Origin of the sequence: Streptomyces hawaiiensis, assembly GCF_004803895.1 — a bacterium.
Lineage (GTDB): Bacteria > Actinomycetota > Actinomycetes > Streptomycetales > Streptomycetaceae > Streptomyces > Streptomyces hawaiiensis.
Map to the genome: position 1 here is coordinate 1,062,211 of NZ_CP021978.1, position 16,665 is coordinate 1,078,875.

Annotated in this window: 18 protein-coding genes; 10 read left to right on the forward strand and 8 right to left on the reverse strand. The window is 73.1% G+C overall.

What is annotated here, in order from left to right; genetic code table 11:
- Positions 1-39: 39 nt before the first annotated feature.
- Complete coding sequence (locus CEB94_RS04940) at positions 40-870, forward strand: DeoR/GlpR family DNA-binding transcription regulator (protein WP_031139458.1); 831 nt, start codon at positions 40-42, stop codon at positions 868-870.
- A gap of 63 nt (positions 871-933) precedes the next feature.
- Positions 934-1,401, forward strand: a complete 468-nt coding sequence (locus tag CEB94_RS04945; protein WP_175430986.1) for an SRPBCC family protein — start codon at positions 934-936, stop codon at positions 1,399-1,401.
- Positions 1,402-1,411: 10 nt separating this feature from the next.
- Here the strand turns inward: CEB94_RS04945 and cds1 are convergent, their stop codons facing one another.
- A complete protein-coding gene (gene cds1, locus CEB94_RS04950) occupies positions 1,412-2,536 on the reverse strand; it encodes an L-cysteine desulfhydrase Cds1 (protein ID WP_175430987.1) in 1,125 nt (374 codons plus the stop codon).
- A 505-nt stretch (positions 2,537-3,041) separates the two neighbouring features.
- Here cds1 and CEB94_RS04955 point away from each other — a divergent pair.
- Both CEB94_RS04955 and CEB94_RS04960 read left to right on the forward strand, forming a co-directional pair.
- The gene (locus CEB94_RS04955; RefSeq protein ID WP_175430988.1) at positions 3,042-3,365 is read left to right on the forward strand and encodes a hypothetical protein; all 324 of its coding nucleotides are present in this window, start codon (positions 3,042-3,044) and stop codon (positions 3,363-3,365) included.
- 183 nt (positions 3,366-3,548) lie between these two features.
- On the forward strand, positions 3,549-4,082 hold the full coding sequence (locus CEB94_RS04960; RefSeq protein ID WP_175430989.1) for an ATP-binding protein: 534 nt from the start codon (positions 3,549-3,551) through the stop codon (positions 4,080-4,082).
- Between the two features lie 170 nt (positions 4,083-4,252).
- Here the strand turns inward: CEB94_RS04960 and CEB94_RS04965 are convergent, their stop codons facing one another.
- On the reverse strand, positions 4,253-4,537 hold the full coding sequence (locus CEB94_RS04965) for an SHOCT domain-containing protein (protein WP_175430990.1): 285 nt from the start codon (positions 4,535-4,537) through the stop codon (positions 4,253-4,255).
- A 181-nt stretch (positions 4,538-4,718) separates the two neighbouring features.
- On the opposite strand from CEB94_RS04965, the gene CEB94_RS04970 reads away from it, so the two are divergent.
- From CEB94_RS04970 to CEB94_RS04980, 3 genes are read left to right on the forward strand one after another with little or no spacing between them, the layout of a single operon-like run.
- Positions 4,719-5,282: a TetR/AcrR family transcriptional regulator gene (locus tag CEB94_RS04970; RefSeq protein WP_246111729.1), complete on the forward strand. Its 564-nt coding sequence runs from the start codon at positions 4,719-4,721 to the stop codon at positions 5,280-5,282.
- 11 nt (positions 5,283-5,293) lie between these two features.
- Positions 5,294-5,872 (forward strand): DUF4865 family protein, encoded by a 579-nt coding sequence (locus tag CEB94_RS04975; protein ID WP_175430992.1) that lies wholly within the window; start codon positions 5,294-5,296, stop codon positions 5,870-5,872.
- Positions 5,869-6,777 (forward strand): phosphotriesterase family protein, encoded by a 909-nt coding sequence (locus CEB94_RS04980; RefSeq protein WP_175430993.1) that lies wholly within the window; start codon positions 5,869-5,871, stop codon positions 6,775-6,777. Before CEB94_RS04975 ends, CEB94_RS04980 begins: the two co-directional genes overlap by 4 nt.
- Positions 6,778-6,795: 18 nt before the next feature.
- On the opposite strand, the gene CEB94_RS04985 is transcribed toward CEB94_RS04980, so the two are convergent.
- From CEB94_RS04985 to CEB94_RS05000, 4 genes are all read right to left on the reverse strand, one after another.
- Entirely contained in the window at positions 6,796-7,218 is a 423-nt protein-coding gene (locus tag CEB94_RS04985; protein WP_175430994.1) for a PPOX class F420-dependent oxidoreductase, read from the reverse strand.
- An 11-nt stretch (positions 7,219-7,229) separates the two neighbouring features.
- Positions 7,230-8,120, reverse strand: a complete 891-nt coding sequence (locus CEB94_RS04990) for an NAD(P)-dependent oxidoreductase (protein WP_175430995.1) — start codon at positions 8,118-8,120, stop codon at positions 7,230-7,232.
- A 314-nt stretch (positions 8,121-8,434) separates the two neighbouring features.
- Positions 8,435-9,682, reverse strand: coding sequence for an ROK family protein (locus CEB94_RS04995; protein WP_175430996.1), 1,248 nt, complete (start codon positions 9,680-9,682; stop codon positions 8,435-8,437).
- Positions 9,683-9,720: 38 nt separating this feature from the next.
- Positions 9,721-10,362, reverse strand: coding sequence for an alpha-ketoglutarate-dependent dioxygenase AlkB family protein (locus CEB94_RS05000; RefSeq protein ID WP_175430997.1), 642 nt, complete (start codon positions 10,360-10,362; stop codon positions 9,721-9,723).
- Between the two features lie 68 nt (positions 10,363-10,430).
- On the opposite strand from CEB94_RS05000, the gene CEB94_RS05005 reads away from it, so the two are divergent.
- A complete protein-coding gene (locus CEB94_RS05005) occupies positions 10,431-11,561 on the forward strand; it encodes a methyltransferase (protein WP_175436894.1) in 1,131 nt (376 codons plus the stop codon).
- Here CEB94_RS05005 and CEB94_RS05010 read toward each other — a convergent pair.
- Positions 11,551-12,411, reverse strand: coding sequence for a class II fructose-bisphosphate aldolase (locus CEB94_RS05010; RefSeq protein ID WP_175430998.1), 861 nt, complete (start codon positions 12,409-12,411; stop codon positions 11,551-11,553). The genes CEB94_RS05005 and CEB94_RS05010 overlap by 11 nt on opposite strands.
- Before the next feature lie 15 nt (positions 12,412-12,426).
- The gene (locus tag CEB94_RS05015) at positions 12,427-13,317 is read right to left on the reverse strand and encodes an SIS domain-containing protein (protein WP_175430999.1); all 891 of its coding nucleotides are present in this window, start codon (positions 13,315-13,317) and stop codon (positions 12,427-12,429) included.
- 118 nt (positions 13,318-13,435) lie between these two features.
- Here CEB94_RS05015 and CEB94_RS05020 point away from each other — a divergent pair, with 118 nt between their 5' ends.
- On the forward strand, positions 13,436-14,215 hold the full coding sequence (locus tag CEB94_RS05020) for a DeoR/GlpR family DNA-binding transcription regulator (RefSeq protein ID WP_175431000.1): 780 nt from the start codon (positions 13,436-13,438) through the stop codon (positions 14,213-14,215).
- A 63-nt stretch (positions 14,216-14,278) separates the two neighbouring features.
- Positions 14,279-16,114: a glycoside hydrolase family 15 protein gene (locus CEB94_RS05025; protein WP_175431001.1), complete on the forward strand. Its 1,836-nt coding sequence runs from the start codon at positions 14,279-14,281 to the stop codon at positions 16,112-16,114.
- Positions 16,115-16,665 lie beyond the last annotated feature (551 nt).

The window sequence follows — 16,665 nt, forward strand, 5'->3', positions numbered from 1 at the left end:
GGTGTCGGACGGCATTGAGGCGAAAGGACCGGAGCGTACGTGAGCGAGAATCAGAACCTCCTCGCGGAGCAGCGGCGATCCCTGATCCTCGACGAGGTCCGCCGCCGGGGCGGTGTCCGGGTCAACGAGCTGACCCGCAAGCTCGGCGTGTCGGACATGACGGTCCGCCGCGACCTCGACGCACTCGCACGCCAGGGCGTGCTGGAGAAGGTGCACGGCGGCGCGGTCCCGGTGGTCGAGGCGAGTACGCACGAACCGGGCTTCGAGGCCAAGTCCGGCCTGGAGCTGACCGCCAAGGAGGACATCGCACGCGCCGCGGCCAAGCTGGTCACGCCGGGCGCGGCGATCGCCCTGTCGGGCGGTACGACGACCTTCGCGCTGGCGCACCAGCTGCTGGACGTGCCGGACCTCACGGTGGTCACCAACTCGGTGCGGGTCGCGGACGTGTTCCACGCGGCGCAGCGCACCTCGGGCCCGCGGCAGGGCGCGGCCACGGTCGTGCTGACGGGCGGGGTGCGCACGCCCTCCGACTCGCTGGTGGGGCCGGTGGCCGACCAGGCGATCGCGGCGCTCCACTTCGACCTGCTGTTCCTCGGGGTGCACGGCATATCGGTCGAGGCCGGCCTGTCGACGCCGAACCTCGCGGAGGCCGAGACGAACCGGCGGCTCGTCCAGTCGGCCCGCCGCGTGGTCGTGGTCGCGGACCACACCAAGTGGGGCAAGGTGGGGCTGAGTTCGTTCGCCTCGCTGGAGCGGATCGACACGCTGGTGACGGACGCCGGCCTGCCGGACGAGGCGCGCGGGGTGGTCGCTGAGCATCTGCGGCGGCTGGTGGTGGCTGGAGAGCCCGAGGACGACGCAGACATCTGACGGGTCGCCAGCTAGGGTGGCGCTTCCGGTCACCGACCGCTCCCGTCCAGGAGGGCTCCGTCCATGGTTCGTCGACTGCGCCCGGTGGGGCTGGACTTCGTCGGGACCGCGCCCGTTCGGCACGTCTTCGTCCGGGAGGTCTCCGCTCCGGTGGCGGCGGTCTACGGCGCGCTCGAGGACGTGCCCGGCTGGGCCGAGTGGTTCCCGCAGGTGACGGCCGCCCGCCCGGCCGGCGCCGGCGCTGGGCGCGACATCACGCTCACCGGCGGCGTCCGGTTCCGCGAGACGATCATCGCGGCGGACGCCCCCGGGGTGTACGCCTATCGCGTCGACGTCACCAATCTGCCGGGCGTGCGGGCGATAGCCGAGGAATGGCGGCTCGCGCCGGCCGGCACCGGCACCCGGGTGCGGTGGACCTTCGCCACCGACGGGGCGGCTGCCTACCGGTTGGCCATGAAGGTGGCGCGCGGGGGTCAGGCGCGCGCGTTCCGGGACGCCATGACGGCGCTGGACCGGCGGCTGAGGGCCTGAGGTCCCGGACTCAGTCGGGCCAGACGCCCGTCTTCAGGAGCGAGTCGATCGCGGCCGTGTACGGCTCGATGTCCAGCCCCTGGGCGGCCAGCCAGGCGTCCGAGTAGTACTTGTCGAGATACCGGTCCCCCGGGTCGCACAGCAGGGTCACGACGCTGCCCTGCCGGCCCTCGGACACCATCTCGGCGACGATCTTCAGCGCGCTCCACAGCCCCGTGCCGGTCGAGCCGCCCGCCTTGCGGCCGATGGCGCGTTCCAGGGCCCGCACGGCGGCGACACTGGCCGCGTCGGGCACCTTCATCATCCGGTCGATCGCGCCGGGCACGAAGCTCGGTTCCATCCGGGGCCGGCCGATGCCCTCGATGCGGGAGCCGCAGTCGCAGGTGACGTCCGGATCGCCGGTGGTCCAGCCCTCGAAGAAGCACGAGTTCTCGGGGTCGGCCACGCAGACGCGGGTGTCGTACTGCATGTAGTGGACGTAGCGCGCGAGGGTCGCGGAGGTGCCGCCGGTGCCCGCCGTGGCGACGATCCACGCCGGCTCGGGAAACCGCTCCAGGCGCAGCTGGCGGAAGATGGACTCGGCGATGTTGTTGTTTCCGCGCCAGTCCGTGGCTCGTTCGGCGTAGGTGAACTGGTCCATGTAGTGGCCGCCGGTCTCGGCCGCGAGACGGGCGGATTCCTCGTACATCGTGCGGGGGTCGTCCACGAAGTGACATCGGCCGGAGTGGAACTCGATGAGGCGGATCTTCTCGGCGCTCGTCGTGCGCGGCATGACGGCGATGAAGGGCACGCCGATCAGCTTCGCGAAGTACGCCTCGGAGACCGCCGTCGAGCCGCTGGAGGCCTCGATGACGGGTCGGCCGGGCCGGATCCAGCCGTTGCACAGGCCGTACAGGAAGAGGGATCGGGCGAGGCGGTGCTTGAGGCTGCCGGTGGGGTGCGTCGACTCGTCCTTCAGATACAGGTCGATACCCCACCGCTCCGGCAGGGGGAACCACAGCAGATGTGTGTCGGCCGAGCGGTTGGCGTCCGCCTGGACCCTGCGGACGGCTTCTTTGAGCCACGCCCGGTAGGCGGCGTCGCTGTGGTCGACGTCGAGGGTCACGCCGGTCCGGGTCTGCTGGGGGGTGCTCACGGGGGGCTCCTAACGCTGCGCGCCGGCGAGGGGGGCGCACGGCCGACACCCCGATCATAAGCACCTTCTGCACGCATCTCACCTGCATAAACGCAGCTTTGAGCCCCCCAAAGCGCCCCCAGGGGCAGGGCCCGGGGCAAGGGGGCGCGCGGTCCCGGGGGCGCATGGGCGAGTGTGCTGCGGGCGCCCCCCGGCGAGGGGGTCGCGGGCACTGGTGCTCGACGCCGGGCGGGGGCAGACTGCACGGCGGGACCAAGGCCCCGGACGGGGTGACCACAGGGGGCGATCGCCTTCCGGAGCAGGCTTGCGGGCACGGACGGCACGCCCCGGGGCGACGGTCGGCGGGGCACTCCGCACGGCCGGGCCGGGGTTCGGACCGGGCGGGACGCACCAACCCGGAGAGGACCATGCGTCCGGACGGGGCACACTGGATCGGGACACGAGCCCGTACCGGGCATCGCGCGGAGCGGGCCGGTACACCGACGCACACTAGGGGGCGGGTGGCATGGGAGAGCCGGAGTTCAGGGCCACGGGCGTGCGGATCGGGAAGCGGCTGCGTTCGCTCACCCGGGCGGGGCAGGTCAGGATCAGCGACGGGCGGCTCGAGTTGCTGACCAGCTACGGCAGTGAGATCGACAGCGCGCCGGTGCAGGCCGTGCGCGCCTCCAAGCCCTGGTTCGGCCCCGATGACCGGGCCACGGCGGATCTCAACGGCAAGCGGTACCTGCTCACCCTGGGCGATCACGACCCCGCCCCGGGAGAGCCGGGCCCGCCGGCCGCGCGGCGCTTCATCGAAGCCGTGCGCAGGGCAGCGGGGCGTGGCGGCTGAGATGTCCGCGAGTTGCGGTACCTCACCCCCTGCGCCACTCTGGTCTCACGTCACTCTGGGTTTACCGGCGATAACGCTGCGAACCAGCCCGCCGGACACGACAGCAGGCGGCAGTGTCACGCAGGCGCCCTGCTGGATCCGAACTCCGTGTTCTTCCGGACCTCACGTCGGGGAGTCGCAGCCGTGATCAGCTACCCAAGCAGGCACTGCACGGTGGAGCTCCAAGCCCTGCCGTCGCGGATCGGCCAGGTCCGCAGAATCGTCTCTGCGCAGTTGCGCTACTGGCATCTGGATCCCCTGATCGACCGGGCCTCGCTCGGCGTGACGGAGCTGTTGTCCAACGTCCACCGGCATGCCCAGCCGGACAAGACGTGCACCGTGGAGATAGAGCTGCTGCTCGACCGGCTCACGGTCTCGGTGCGCGACGGCGACCCGCGGATGCCCGTGGTCGACGACGCCGAGCCACTGGCGACCTGCGGGCGCGGGCTCGCGATGGTGGCCGCCATGAGCGAGAGCTGGGGCGTCCGGCCGGACGGCGAGTCCGGCAAGGTCGTGTGGTTCACCCTGCCGACGTCCGTCCCCCCGGTGACGGCGCCCTCGCTGCGGTCGCGGCGCACGGTCCAGGAGAAGCCCGCGCGCAGGTTCGCCGAGGTCGGGGTTTCCACCGACGGGCTCCGGCCCGACCATGCTCCCGCCCGGTCCGCCGTTGCCGGTTGACCGGGCGGTGACCACCGTCCCCTCGGGGGCGTACGCCGCCGGGTGTGCTCCGGCGGCGTACGCCACCGCGTGGCGATGGCCCGCAGCGCGTTCAGACATGCCGCGTGCCGGACCGGCCGCAGCCCCGCGAAGGCCGCGACGGCCGGGTGCGCGGGGCATGGCGGTTACCGTCATACCGCCCCCCGCTTGCGGCCGAACTCCTCGTTCAGTACGGACAGTCGGCGCCAGTACTCGTCCTCGTCGATCTCGCCGGAGGCGAAGCGGTGGCCGAGTACGGCGATGGGTGAGTCGTTCCCGGCGGCGGGCTGCCGCCAGGGACCGCCGCGGCGTCCACGCCACACGGTACGGCGCAGCAGCGCGATGCCGCCGCCGACCGCCAGCACCCAGATGACCGGGAAGAGCAGGATCCACGGGCCGGGCCCGCCTCCGTCGCCGAAGTTCGCCAGGGTCTGCATGTCGTCCCACTCCTTGATGGTTCGGTGTCCTGTGTCGCTTTCAGAGTCGCCGCGCGAGGAGCCCCCGTCGTCGTACGGCCGGCGGCACCGGCGGTACCTCATGGGGAGTAGGGGGGCGGGCGGGTCTCTGCGCTTCGCACAGGCCTCGACTTCTGTAACTACTGGTATGTACAGTGAGGGTATGAGCACTCCGGAACGGCTGATCGAGTCCACCCGTGAGCTGCTGTGGGAGCGCGGCTACGTGGGCACCAGCCCCAAGGCGATCCTGGAACGCGCGGACGCCGGGCAGGGCAGCATGTACCACCACTTCAAGGGCAAGCCCGATCTCGCCCTGGCCGCGATCCGGCGGACCGCCGAGGAGATGCGCGCCACCGCCGCGGCGGTACTCGACGGCCCGGGCACGCCGTACGAGCGCATCGAGGCGTATCTGCGGCGCGAGCGGGACGTGCTGCGGGGCTGCCCGGTCGGCCGGCTGACGATGGATCCGGACGTGATCGCGAGCGCCGAGCTGCGCGCGCCGGTCGACGAGACACTCGCATGGCTGCGTGGGCGGATCGCCGGGATCGTCGAAGAGGGCACGGCACAGGGCCAGTTCGCGCCCGGTCTGGACGGCGGGGAGATCGCGGCGGCGGTCGTCGCGACCGTCCAGGGCGGTTACGTCCTGGCCCGCGCCTCCGGCTCCCCCGCCGCGTTCGACGCGGGGGTCCGGGGACTGCTCTCCCTGCTGGCGCCCCGGACCTCCTGAAGGAGACTTCCATGCACGCCATGCAGTACGAGCTCACCCTGCCCGCCGGTTACGACATGGGCATCATCCGGGACCGCGTCGCCCGCCGGGGGCACCTGCTCGACGACTGGGACGGGCTCGGCCTCAAGGCCTACCTGATACGCGAGCGCGGCCTGCGCGGCTCGCCGGTCAACCAGTACGCGCCGTTCTACCTCTGGAACACCGTGGCCGGCATGAACGCCTTCCTGTGGGGCGGCGGGTTCCAGGGGGTCGGTGACGACTTCGGTCGGCCGTCGGCGCGGCAGTGGACGGGGCTCGCGTACGAGGAGGGGAAGGGGTCGCACGCGCGGTTCGCCCTGCGGCGGCGTCAACCGGTGCCGGACGGCGGGCTGTTGGCCGACGCCGTGGAGGCCGCGGTGGACGAGGCCCGGCGGCTGGCGGTGGCGGACGGGGCGCTGCTCGCCGCCGCGGCCGTCGACACCGGTCGCTGGGAGCTGGTGCACTTCTCCCTCTGGGAGCAGGACCCGCCTCAGGCCGGCGGCGAGGTGTTCGAGGTGCTGCACCTGTCCGCGCCGGGCCGGGACCTGCTGCCCCGGGGACGCCAGTGGTGAGCGCGGTCCGCACGGTGCTGGGGGACGTGCCTTCCGCAGACCTGGGTGTGTGCGACGCCCACGACCATCTGTTCTTCGGCAGTCCCCGGCTGCCCGGCCAGGAGCTGCGCGGCGTGGCGGACGCGCGGGCGGAGCTTCTCGCGTTCCGGGAGCAGGGCGGTGGGAGCATCGTGCAGTGGACGCCGTACGGGCTCGGGCGGCGGGCGGCCGATCTGCCGCCGCTGTCCCGGGAGACCGGTGTGCACGTGGTGGCCGCGACGGGTCTGCACCAGGCCGTGCACTACGACGAGGACACGCTCGCCGGGCTGCGCGGCCGGCTCGCCGAGGTCTTCGTCTGCGAACTCACCGAGGGCATCGGGACGTCGGGGGTGCGGGCCGGGCTCGTCAAGGTCGCGGGCGGCTTCCACGCCCTGGACGCGCACGCCCGCTGGACCATGACGGCGGCGGCCGAGGCGCAGCACGCCACGGGCGCGACGATCGCCGTGCACCTGGAAATGGGAACCGGTGCGCTGGACGTACTGGACCTGCTGTGCGGGGAGTTGGGGGTGCCGCCCCGCCGGGTGGTGCTCGGGCACCTCAACCGCTCCCCCGACCTCGTGGTGCACCGGCAGGCGGCGCAGTCCGGCTGCTATCTGGCCTTCGACGGGTCGTCACTCGCCCACCACGCCACGGACTGGCGGATGCCGGACGCCGTACGGGCCCTCGCCGACGCCGGGTTCGGCGACCGGCTGCTGCTGGGCGCGGACACCACGACGGCCGCCGCCCGCTCGGTGAGCGGCGGCCCCGGGATGCCGTACCTGCTGCGCCGGGTACGGCCCCGGCTCGTGCATGCCGTGGGCGAGGAGCTGGTGGCGCGCATCCTCACGGAGAACCCGGGCCGGGCGTTCGGGGTGGAGTGGCGCTGACCGGCCTGGTCACCGGCCTCAGCCGCCGGCTTGGTCGCTGTCCTTCATCGCACCCCAGCCGTGCCAGCGGTCGACCTCGATCCAGGCGCTGACCCGGGGGCGGACGCGGTCCGGGTAGGGCTTGCCGATGTAGTGCCGGGCGAGGAGGTCGATGTCGGCCAGGTCCTCGTCGTCGTACATCTCGGTGACGCGGCCGATGAGGGTGACGTGGGTGTACCAGTCGTCGCCGGCGAGGACGGTCAGGCTGACCCGCGGGTCGCGGCGCAGATGCTTCAGGCGGACCCGGCCCTCGTCGAGGTTGATCAGCACACGGCCGTTCTTCCACACGTACCAGGTGGCGGTGGAGACGGGTGTGCCGTCGGAGCGCAGCGTGGCCATGACGCAGGGGTTGGGCCGGCTCAGCAGGGCGTCGGCCTCGGGCGGCAGCGGCGGCTCGGACATGAGGGGACCTCCTAGGAGTGGGGCTTGTCGTCGAAGCTGGCGAAGTAGGCGGCGACCATGTCCTCGTCGGCGTGGCCCTGTGCGGCGGCGCGCTCCATGCGGGCGGCGGCCGCTTCGGCGACGTCCAGCCGGACGCCGTTGTCCGCGCCGGCCCGGACGATCAGGCGGGCGTCCTTGGCGGCGGTGCTCACCGCGAACTGGGGCGGCGTGAGCCTGCCTTCGAGAACGAGATCGGACTTGGCGCGCAGGTAGCCCATGTCGAGCGGGCCGCCGGCGACGAGGTCGAAGAAGCCGTGCGGGTCGACGCCGAGGGCCTTGGACAGGGCGAGGGCCTCCCCGGCGGCGGCCGTGACGGCGAGGACCCAGCTGTTGGCGACGAGCTTGAGGCGGGTGGCCCCGCCCTCCGCTCCGTCCTCGCCGGACCAGACGGTACGGGCGCCGACCGCCTCGAAGACCGGCGTAACCTTCTCGCGCCCCTCGGCGGGTCCGGCCGCGAGCACGGTCAGCTTCCCGGCCTCGGCGGGCTCGCGGGTGCCCAGGACGGGGGCGTCGTAGAAGACCAGGCGGTGCTCGTGGGCGAAGGCGGCCAGCTCGGCGACGCCCTCGATGCCCGCGGTGGTGGACTGCACCCAGGCGGTGCCGGGGCGCAGGGCGGGGACGGCCTCGCGCATCGTGTTCAGCGCCGCGGGACCGTCGTAGAGCATGGTCAGGACGACGTCGGCGTCCCGGACGGCCTGCGCGGGGGTGTCGGCGATCCGCACGCCGTCGGCGGCCAGCGGCTCGGCCTTGGCCCGGGTGCGGTTCCAGGCGTGGACCGTGTGACCGGCCCGGGCGAGGTTGCGGGCCATCGCGGCGCCCATGATGCCGGTGCCCAGGACGCTCACGGTGAGCTTGTCGGTCATTGCGTCAACTTCCTCGGTGGTGCGGTGCGGGCGGACTGCCCGTGCCCCAGCCTGCCCGCTCAGCGGCGAGCCTTCCCGGAAGCGGCGCGGACAAGCCTGCCCGGGCTCACCTGATACCTGTCGTCCCCTGCGTCTCAGCTCACTCTCACGTCACCGAGATGTCCACGGAGGGCCGCAGCTTCGACGCGGCGGTCAGGGCCTTGTGCACGGGGTGGGCGTCGAAGGCCGTCAGCGGGGACGTACGCCCTGCTGTCCGACCAGGGAGGGGTGCCCGCGCTCGGCGAACTCGCCGGGAACGGGGGGCCCGGGCCCGCTCACCCCCGTGTGGACAGCGCTCCCAGCGGATCGTCCAGGACCGGCTGCCAGGCCAGTTCCGCCGCGCCGACCAGGCTGTTGTGGTCGAGGGTGCAGGGCAGGATGGGGACGCCGCCGCTCTGCCCCCACAGGCTGCGGTCGGCCACGACCGCGCGGAGGCGGCCGGGGTCGGCGTCGAGGAGGGTGCGGTGCAGGCCGCCGAGGATGATCCGGTCGGGGTTGAGGATGTTGACGAGGCCGGCGAGGCCGAGACCGAGGCGGTCGATGAGGGCCTCGGCGGCAGTGCGGACGCCCAGGTCGTCGTAGTGGTGGCGGATCAGGTCGATGGACCGCTGGAGCAGGGACACCTCGGGGCCGGGTTCGCGTCCGGCCTCGGTGAGGAAGGCCAGCGGGTCGGTCTCCACGTCGAGGCAGCCGCGGCTGCCGCAGTGGCAGGGGCGGCCCTCGGGGTGCACGGTGAGGTGTCCGACCTCCAGCGCGAGGCCCGAACTGCCCCGGTGCAGGCGGCCGTCGAGGACGAGCGCGCCGCCGACGCCGCGGTGGCCGGTGGCCACGCACAGCAGGTCGCGGGCGCCGCGGCCGGCGCCGTGCCGGTGCTCGGCGAGTGCGGCGAGGTTGACGTCGTTCGCGGCGAACGCGGGTCCCTCGAGGCCGGCCGCGCGTACCTGCTCGGCGAAGATGTCCCGCACGGGCGCGCCCGCGGGCCAGGCCAGGTGCAGGGGGTTGAGGGCCAGGCCCTCGGGTTCGGCGACGGCGGAGGGGACGGCGAGGCCCGCGCCCACACAGCGCAGCCCGGTCTCGCGCAGCAGCTCGGCGCCGGCCGTGACGACGGAGGCGAGCACTTTGGCCGGGTCGGCGTCGACGACCTCGCAGCCGGGCGCGGTGGCGACGATCCGGCCGCCCAGTCCGACCAGCGCCGCCCGGAAGCCGTCGGCGTGCACCTGCGCGGCGAGCGCGACGGGCCCGTCATCGGCGACGGCCAGTCGGTGGGAGGGCCTGCCCTGCGAGCCGGCCGCCGCGCCGGGCCGGGGGTCGACCCGGATCAGCCCGAGCGCTTCCAGCTCGGCGGCGACCGCGCCGGCCGTCGCCCGCGTCACCCCGAGCTCGGCGGTGAGCACGGCCCGGGTCGGCGCGCGTCCGGTGTGGACGAGCTCCAGCGCGGGTCCGAGCGCTCCGCGCCCCCGGTCCAGCCGCGTCCTCGTGGTGCTCCCGTCCCCCGCCTGCCGGGGGTCCGCCTTCCCGCTCATGAGGGCGAGTCTCCCATGATCCGCCGGGCGGGCGGCCCCTACAGGCCGCTGACCCGGAGCGTGATGTTGAGTCGGCCCGCCAGCCCCAGCCCGGGCGGTGCCGTGCCCGCGTGGACCCGGGGGACGCCGTGGTACGCCAGGCGGGACGGGCCGCCGAAGACGAACAGGTCGCCGCTGCGCAGCTCGACGTCGGTGTAGGGCCGGGTGCGCGTCTCGGTGGTGCCGAAGCGGAAGACGCAGGTCTCGCCGAGGCTCAGCGACACCACCGGCGCGTCGGACTTCTCGTCGCTGTCGCGGTGCATGCCCATGCGGGCGTCGGCGTCGTAGAAGTTGATCAGCGCGATGTCGTAGTCCGGCGCCGGCTCTGCGAGGGTGTCGCGGACCGCCCGGCGGCCCAGTTCGCCGAGCCATCGCGGGAAGGGCTTCACCGGGGCGCCGTCCCCGTCGACGACGGTGCGGGCGTAGGCGTACGGGTACCAGTGCCAGCCGAGGCAGACCTGCCGGGCGGTCATGGTGCCGCCGCCCGGGGTGCGGACCGTGCGCAGGCCTGCGGGCGGGCGGGCCCACTCGCGGCAGGCGTCGAGCAGTGCCCTCTGGCGGTCCTCGTCCAGCCAGTCGGGCAGGTGCACGGCGCCGGGCGCGACCTGCGCAGGGGGTCTGGGGAACAGCTCGGCGTCCATGCCTTCCATGGTGCCCGACACGCCCTGAGGTGCGGCTCGGCTAGCCTGGTCGCACGATGAACGACCGTATGACGACGCCGTGGGGCGAGCCGGCGCTGACCCGTTTCCCCGAGGACCCGCACGACAGGCTGCGCGCCTGGGACGCCTCGGACGAGTACCTGCTGAGGCATCTGGCCCAGGAGCGGGTGCCGCTGGACGGCACGGTGGTTGTGGTCGGGGACCGCTGGGGCGCACTGGTCACGGTGCTCGCGGCGCACCGGCCGGTGCAGATCACCGACTCCCACCTCGCGCAGGAGGCGACCCGTGCCAACCTCGCGCGGGCCGGTGCCGAGCCGGGCGCGGTGCGGTTGCTCACCACGCAGGATCCGCCGCCGGAGCGGATCGACGTGCTGCTCGTGCGGGTGCCGAAGAGCCTGGCGCTGCTGGAGGACCAGTTGCTGCGGCTGGCCCCGGCCGTGCACGCCGGGACGGTCGTCGTCGGTACGGGCATGGTGAAGGAGATCCACACCTCGACGCTCCAGCTGTTCGAGCGGATCCTCGGCCCGACCCGCACCTCGCTCGCCGAGAAGAAGGCCCGGTTGATCTTCTGCACGCCGCATCCCGCGCTGGAGCGGCCCGCCAACCCGTGGCCGTACGTCTACACGCTGCCGGACGGCATCGGCCCCGCCGCGCGAGGCACCGTCGTCAACCACGCGGGGGTCTTCTGCGCCGACCGGCTCGACATCGGAACGCGGTTCTTCCTCCGGCATCTGCCGGAGGGGCGGGGCGGCCGGGTGGTGGATCTGGGGTGCGGCAACGGCGTGGTGGGTACGTCGGTGGCGCTGGCCGACCCGGACGCCGAGGTGCTGTTCGTGGACGAGTCGTTCCAGGCGGTGGCCTCGGCGGAGGCGACGTACAAGGCCAACGGCGTGCCGGGCCATGCCGAGTTCCGGGTCGCGGACGGGCTGGCGGGGGTGCCGTCCGGCAGTGTCGATCTGGTGCTCAACAACCCGCCGTTCCACTCCCATCAGGCGATGACGGACGCCACGGCCTGGCGGATGTTCACCGGGGCGCGGCGCACGCTGCGGCCGGGCGGGGAGCTGTGGGTGGTCGGCAACCGGCACCTGGGCTACCACGTCAAGCTGCGCAAGCTGTTCGGCAACAGCCGGCTCGTCGCGAGCGATCCGAAGTTTGTGGTGCTGAAGGCCGTCAAGCGGTAGCGGAGCCCAGGGTCTGGAGGGTCCTGGCGACCGTTCGGGTCATCGCCTCCCGGGCGAGGGTCAGGTAGCTGCGCGGGTCGACGGCCTCGGGGTGTTCGGTGAGGAAGTCCCGGACCGCTCCGGTCAACGCGATGTTCAGGGCCGTGCCGATGTTGATTTTGGTGATGCCTCCGGCGACGGCCGCCTTGAGTTCGTCGTCCGGGACGCCGGAGGAGCCGTGCAGGACGAGCGGGACGTCCAGTGCGGCCGACAGGCGTTTGAGCAGGGCGTGGTCGAGGGCCGCCGTGCGCGTGGTCATGGCGTGGGAGCTGCCGATGGCGACGGCCAGGGCGTCCACGCCCGAGTCGGCGACGAAGGACCGCGCCTCGTCGGGGTCGGTGCGGGCGCCGGGGGCGTGCGCGTCCAGCGGCGGTCGGCCGTTCTTGCCGCCGATCTGGCCCAACTCGGCCTCGATCCACAGCCCTTGGGCGTGTGCCCGGTCGACCGCCGCCCGGGTCGCGGCGAGGTTCTCCGCGTAGGGCCGCCGGGCCGCGTCGTACATCACGGAGCTGAAGCCGGCGTCCGCGGCCTGGTGCAGCAGGGTGTCACTCTGCACGTGGTCGAGGTGCAACGCGACCGGTACGGCGGCCCGTTCGGCCACGGCGACGGCCGCGCGGGCGAGCGGGAGCAGCTGTCCGGCACGGAACTTCACCGCGTTCTCGCTGACCTGGAGGACGACGGGGGCGCCGACCGACTCGGCGCCCGCGACGACGGCCTCGACGTGCTCCAGGGTGATGACGTTGAAGGAGGCGACGGCCGAGCGGGCCGTGGCGGCGCGGGTGACGAGGTCGCCGGTGGTGGTGAGGGGCACGGGGTCTCCAGAGCGTCAGTGCTGGTCTGCGGGGAGGATCACCGAGCGCGTGAGGTGGCGCGGACGGTCGGGGTCCAGCCCGCGGGACGCGGCGACGGCGACCGCGAGCCGGTGGACACGGACCAGTTCGGCGAGCGGGTCCAGGCGCCCGGCGATCCACAACGCGCCCGTGCCGCGCACCTGTCCGGCGAGGCCGTCCGGCGCTTCGCACAGCATCCAGGTCGCCGTGGACCGGGTGCTGACGCTGATGGGGCCGTGCCGGTACTCCATGGCCGGGTAGGCCTCGGCCCAGGCCAGCGCGGCCTCGCGCATCTTCAGCCCGGCCTCGTTGGCCAGACCGACCGTCCAGCCGCGCCCCAGGAAGGTGAACTGCCCGCATTCCACCAGCCCTTCGGGCAGCGGCTCCGTCAGGGCGGTGCGCGCGTCGGTGACGGCGGCCTCGGGGTGCAGCCCGAGGTGGGCGCGGAGCAGGGTGAGGGCCGTGGTCGCGAACCGGGTCTGGACGACGGAGCGTTCGTCCGCGAAGTCCAGGACGGCGAGTTCGTCGGCGGCCGTCATCACGGGCGTGTCCGGGTCGGCGGTGATCGCGGTGGTGCGGGTGCGGCCCTTCAACCGGCTCAGCAGGTCGAGGACTTCGGTGGTGGTGCCGGAGCGGGTGAGGGCGACGACCCGGTCGTAACGCCGGCCGTGGGGGAACTCCGAGGCGGCGAAGGCGTCGCTCTCGCCCCGGCCCGCGCCCTCGCGCAGGGCCGCCGCCGCCTGTGCCATGAAGTACGAGGTGCCGCAGCCGACGATCGCGACCCGCTCCCCCGGCGCCGGCAGCGCCTTCGCGAACCGGGGCGCCTGTGCCGCGGCGCGGGCCCAGCACTCGGGCTGGCTGGTCAGCTCGTCCTCGACATGCGACATACCGCACCCTCCACTCTGATTGTTCCTGCAAGATAGCGCCAGCTTTCGAGCATCATCAAGCATTTGGTCGGAACGGGTGCGCTAGGGTCGCCCGGAGATCGAGGACGTGGAGGTGCGGATGTCGCGCGACGCCCGCTGGAAGGCGCTGCTGGAACTGCTCGTGGAGCGCGGCCGGCTGGACGTCGAGGACGCGGCGGCGCAGCTCGGGGTGTCGGCGGCAACGATCCGCCGTGACTTCGACGGACTCGCCGAGCAGCAGATGCTGGTGCGTACCCGGGGCGGCGCTGTCGTGCACGGCGTGTCGTACGAGCTGCCGCTGCGCTACAAGACGGCCCGCCACGCCTCCGAGAAGCAGCGCATCGCCACGGCGGTGGCGGATCTCGTGGCTCCGGGTGAGGCGGTCGGGCTGACCGGGGGGACCACCACGACCGAGGTGGCGCGGGCCCTGGCCGTGCGCGGGGATCTGGCGTCCGGGTCGCCCGCGCTGACCGTGGTGACGAACGCGCTGAACATCGCGGGCGAGCTGGTGGTGCGGCCCCAGTTCAAGATCGTGCTGACCGGCGGAGTGGCGCGTGCCCAGTCGTACGAGCTGGTCGGGCCGCTCGCGGACGGGGTGCTCGGGCAGATCACCGTCGATGTGGCGGTGCTCGGTGTCGTCGCCTTCGACGTGACGCACGGCGCGGCGGCGCACGACGAGGCGGAGGCCGCGATCAACCGGCTGCTGTGCGAGCGGGCGGAGCGGGTGGTGGTGGCCGCCGACTCCAGCAAACTCGGGCAACGGGCGTTCGCCCGGATCTGTGCGGCCGAGGCGGTGGACACGCTGGTCACGGACACGGCGGCCGACGCGGAGACGGTGCGGCGCTTCGAGGAGGCCGGCCTCAGGGTCGTCACCGTCTGACGGCGGCGGTGTGCCGGCGGTTCTAGGCTGGGGCTGAGGCGCCTACCGGGCAGGGAGGCTGTCATGGGCGGAACGGCACAGGACCGGGGCGGGCCGGGCGGCCGGCGGTACGTACCGATCGCCGAGCACGGGCTGATCGGCGATCTGCGCAGTGTGGCCCTGGTGGGGACCGACGGCACCATCGACTGGTACTGCTGCCCGGCCTTCGACGCTCCGAGCGTGTTCGCCTCGATCCTGGACGCGGAGCGCGGCGGCTGCTTCGAACTGGCGGCCACGGTGCCGGCGCGGACCAAGCAGTTCTACTTCCCCGACACCAACGTCCTGATCACCCGGTTCTTCACCGAGGACGGGGTCGGCGAGGTGCAGGACTTCATGCCGGTCGGCGGCGGGCCGGCCGAGGCCGAGCGGCACCGGCTGATCCGGCGGGTGGTGTGCGTGCGCGGCTCGATCCCCTTCCGTACGCGGGTGGCGCCCCGGTTCGACTACGGCTCCCTGCCGCACACCGTCCGGCTGACCGGCGACACCGCGGTGTTCGAGACCGAGGGGCTGGCGCTCGCGCTGACCGCGACCGTGCCGCTGGAGGCCGACGGGCCGGAGGTGCGCGGCGACTTCAAACTTTCCGAGGGCGAGTCGGCGGTGTTCGCGCTGGACAAGGTCGGCGGCGATGTGACGCCCCGCCGGTGCGCGCGCACCGAGGCCGAGGAGCAGTTCGCGGCGACGGTGGCGTACTGGCGGCGCTGGCTGTCGTCGTCCCGCTACAAGGGCCGCTGGCGGGAGATGGTGCACCGCTCGGCCCTGACGCTGAAGCTGCTCACGTACGCACCGACCGGCGCGATCGTGGCCGCGCCGACGACGAGCCTGCCCGAGGAGCTCGGCGGCGAGCGCAATTGGGACTACCGGTACGTGTGGGTGCGCGACGCGGCGTTCTGCGTCTACGCCCTGCTGCGACTGGGTTTCACCGGTGAGGCCGAGGCGTTCATGGACTTCGTGACCCGGCACATCAGCCCGGGTGACGGCAAGACCTCCGGCCCACTGCAGATCATGTACGGCATCGACGGGCGCACCGAGCTGCCCGAGCGCACCCTGGACCATCTGGAGGGCCACCACGGCTCGGCACCGGTACGGGTCGGCAACGCGGCGGCCGACCAGCTCCAGCTCGACATCTACGGCGCGCTGATCGACTCCATCTACCTCTACGACAAGTGGGCCAAGCCCATCTCCAGCGGCCACTGGGACGACGTGTGCGCCCTGGTGGACTGGGTGTGCACGCACTGGGACCAGCCCGACGAGGGGATCTGGGAGACGCGCGGCGGGCGCAAGAACTTCCTGTACTCGCGGCTGATGTGCTGGGTGGCGATCGAGCGGGCCATCCGGATGGCCAACCGGCGCGGCCTGCCCGCCGAGCTGCCGCGGTGGCGGGAGTGCCGCGACACGATCTACCGGCGGATCATGAGCCGGGGCTGGTGCGAGGAGCGCGGGGCCTTCGTCCAGCACGAGGACGGTGACGTGCTGGACGCCGCCGTGCTGATGATGCCGCTGACGAAGTTCATCGCCCCCACCGATCCGAAGTGGCTGTCGACGCTGGACGTGCTCACCGAGGAGCTGGTGTCCGACTCGCTGGTCTACCGCTACGACCCCCGGTCGAGCCCCGACGGGCTGCGCGGCGACGAGGGCACGTTCTCCATCTGCTCGTTCTGGTACGTCGAGGCGATGGTGCACGCCGGGCGGATCGACGAGGCGCGCCTGGCCTTCGAGAAGATGCTGACGTACGCCAATCATCTCGGCCTGTACGCCGAGGAGATCAGCCACACCGGGGAGCAGCAGGGCAACTTCCCGCAGGCGTTCACGCACCTCGCGCTGATCAGCGCGGCCTTCAACCTGGACCGGGCGCTCGGCTGACGCTCAGTGCCCGTGGCCGTCGTCCGCATGCCCCTCGGGGTACCGGACCCGGCCGCCGCTTGCCCGGCGTGGACGGTGAACGCCGCCGTGCGGACCTTCCCGTCGTGCTTGAAGTCGAGGAACAGGCGGTAGGAGCCGGAGCTGGGTGCCGTGGCCGTGAACGAGATGTCCGGGCCGGGCCTGGTCGTGCCGTCGCCGGGTTCGCCGTTCGGGTGGACGTGCAGATAGGCGAGGTCACCGGAGCGCAGGGCGACCAGGTGGCCGTAGGCGCCGAGGTAGGGCTGGAGGTCGGTGACGGGCTTGCCGCCGCGGGAGACCTTCAGCTTCAGTTCGCCCGCCTTGCCCGGGCGCAGCGCGCCGGACAGCTTCACGTCGTAGCCATTGACCCGGGCCGTGGTGTTCGCCGGTGGCAGTTGCCGGGCCTCGTACGGGCCGGAGGCGGCGAGGTCCGCGCCGAGGGTGAGGTTCTCGGCGTCCTTCCCGGCCGGGGTGAAGTCGGCGAAGACGCGGTAGCCGCCCGCGCGGGGCAGGTCCACGGGGGTGCTCCAGGT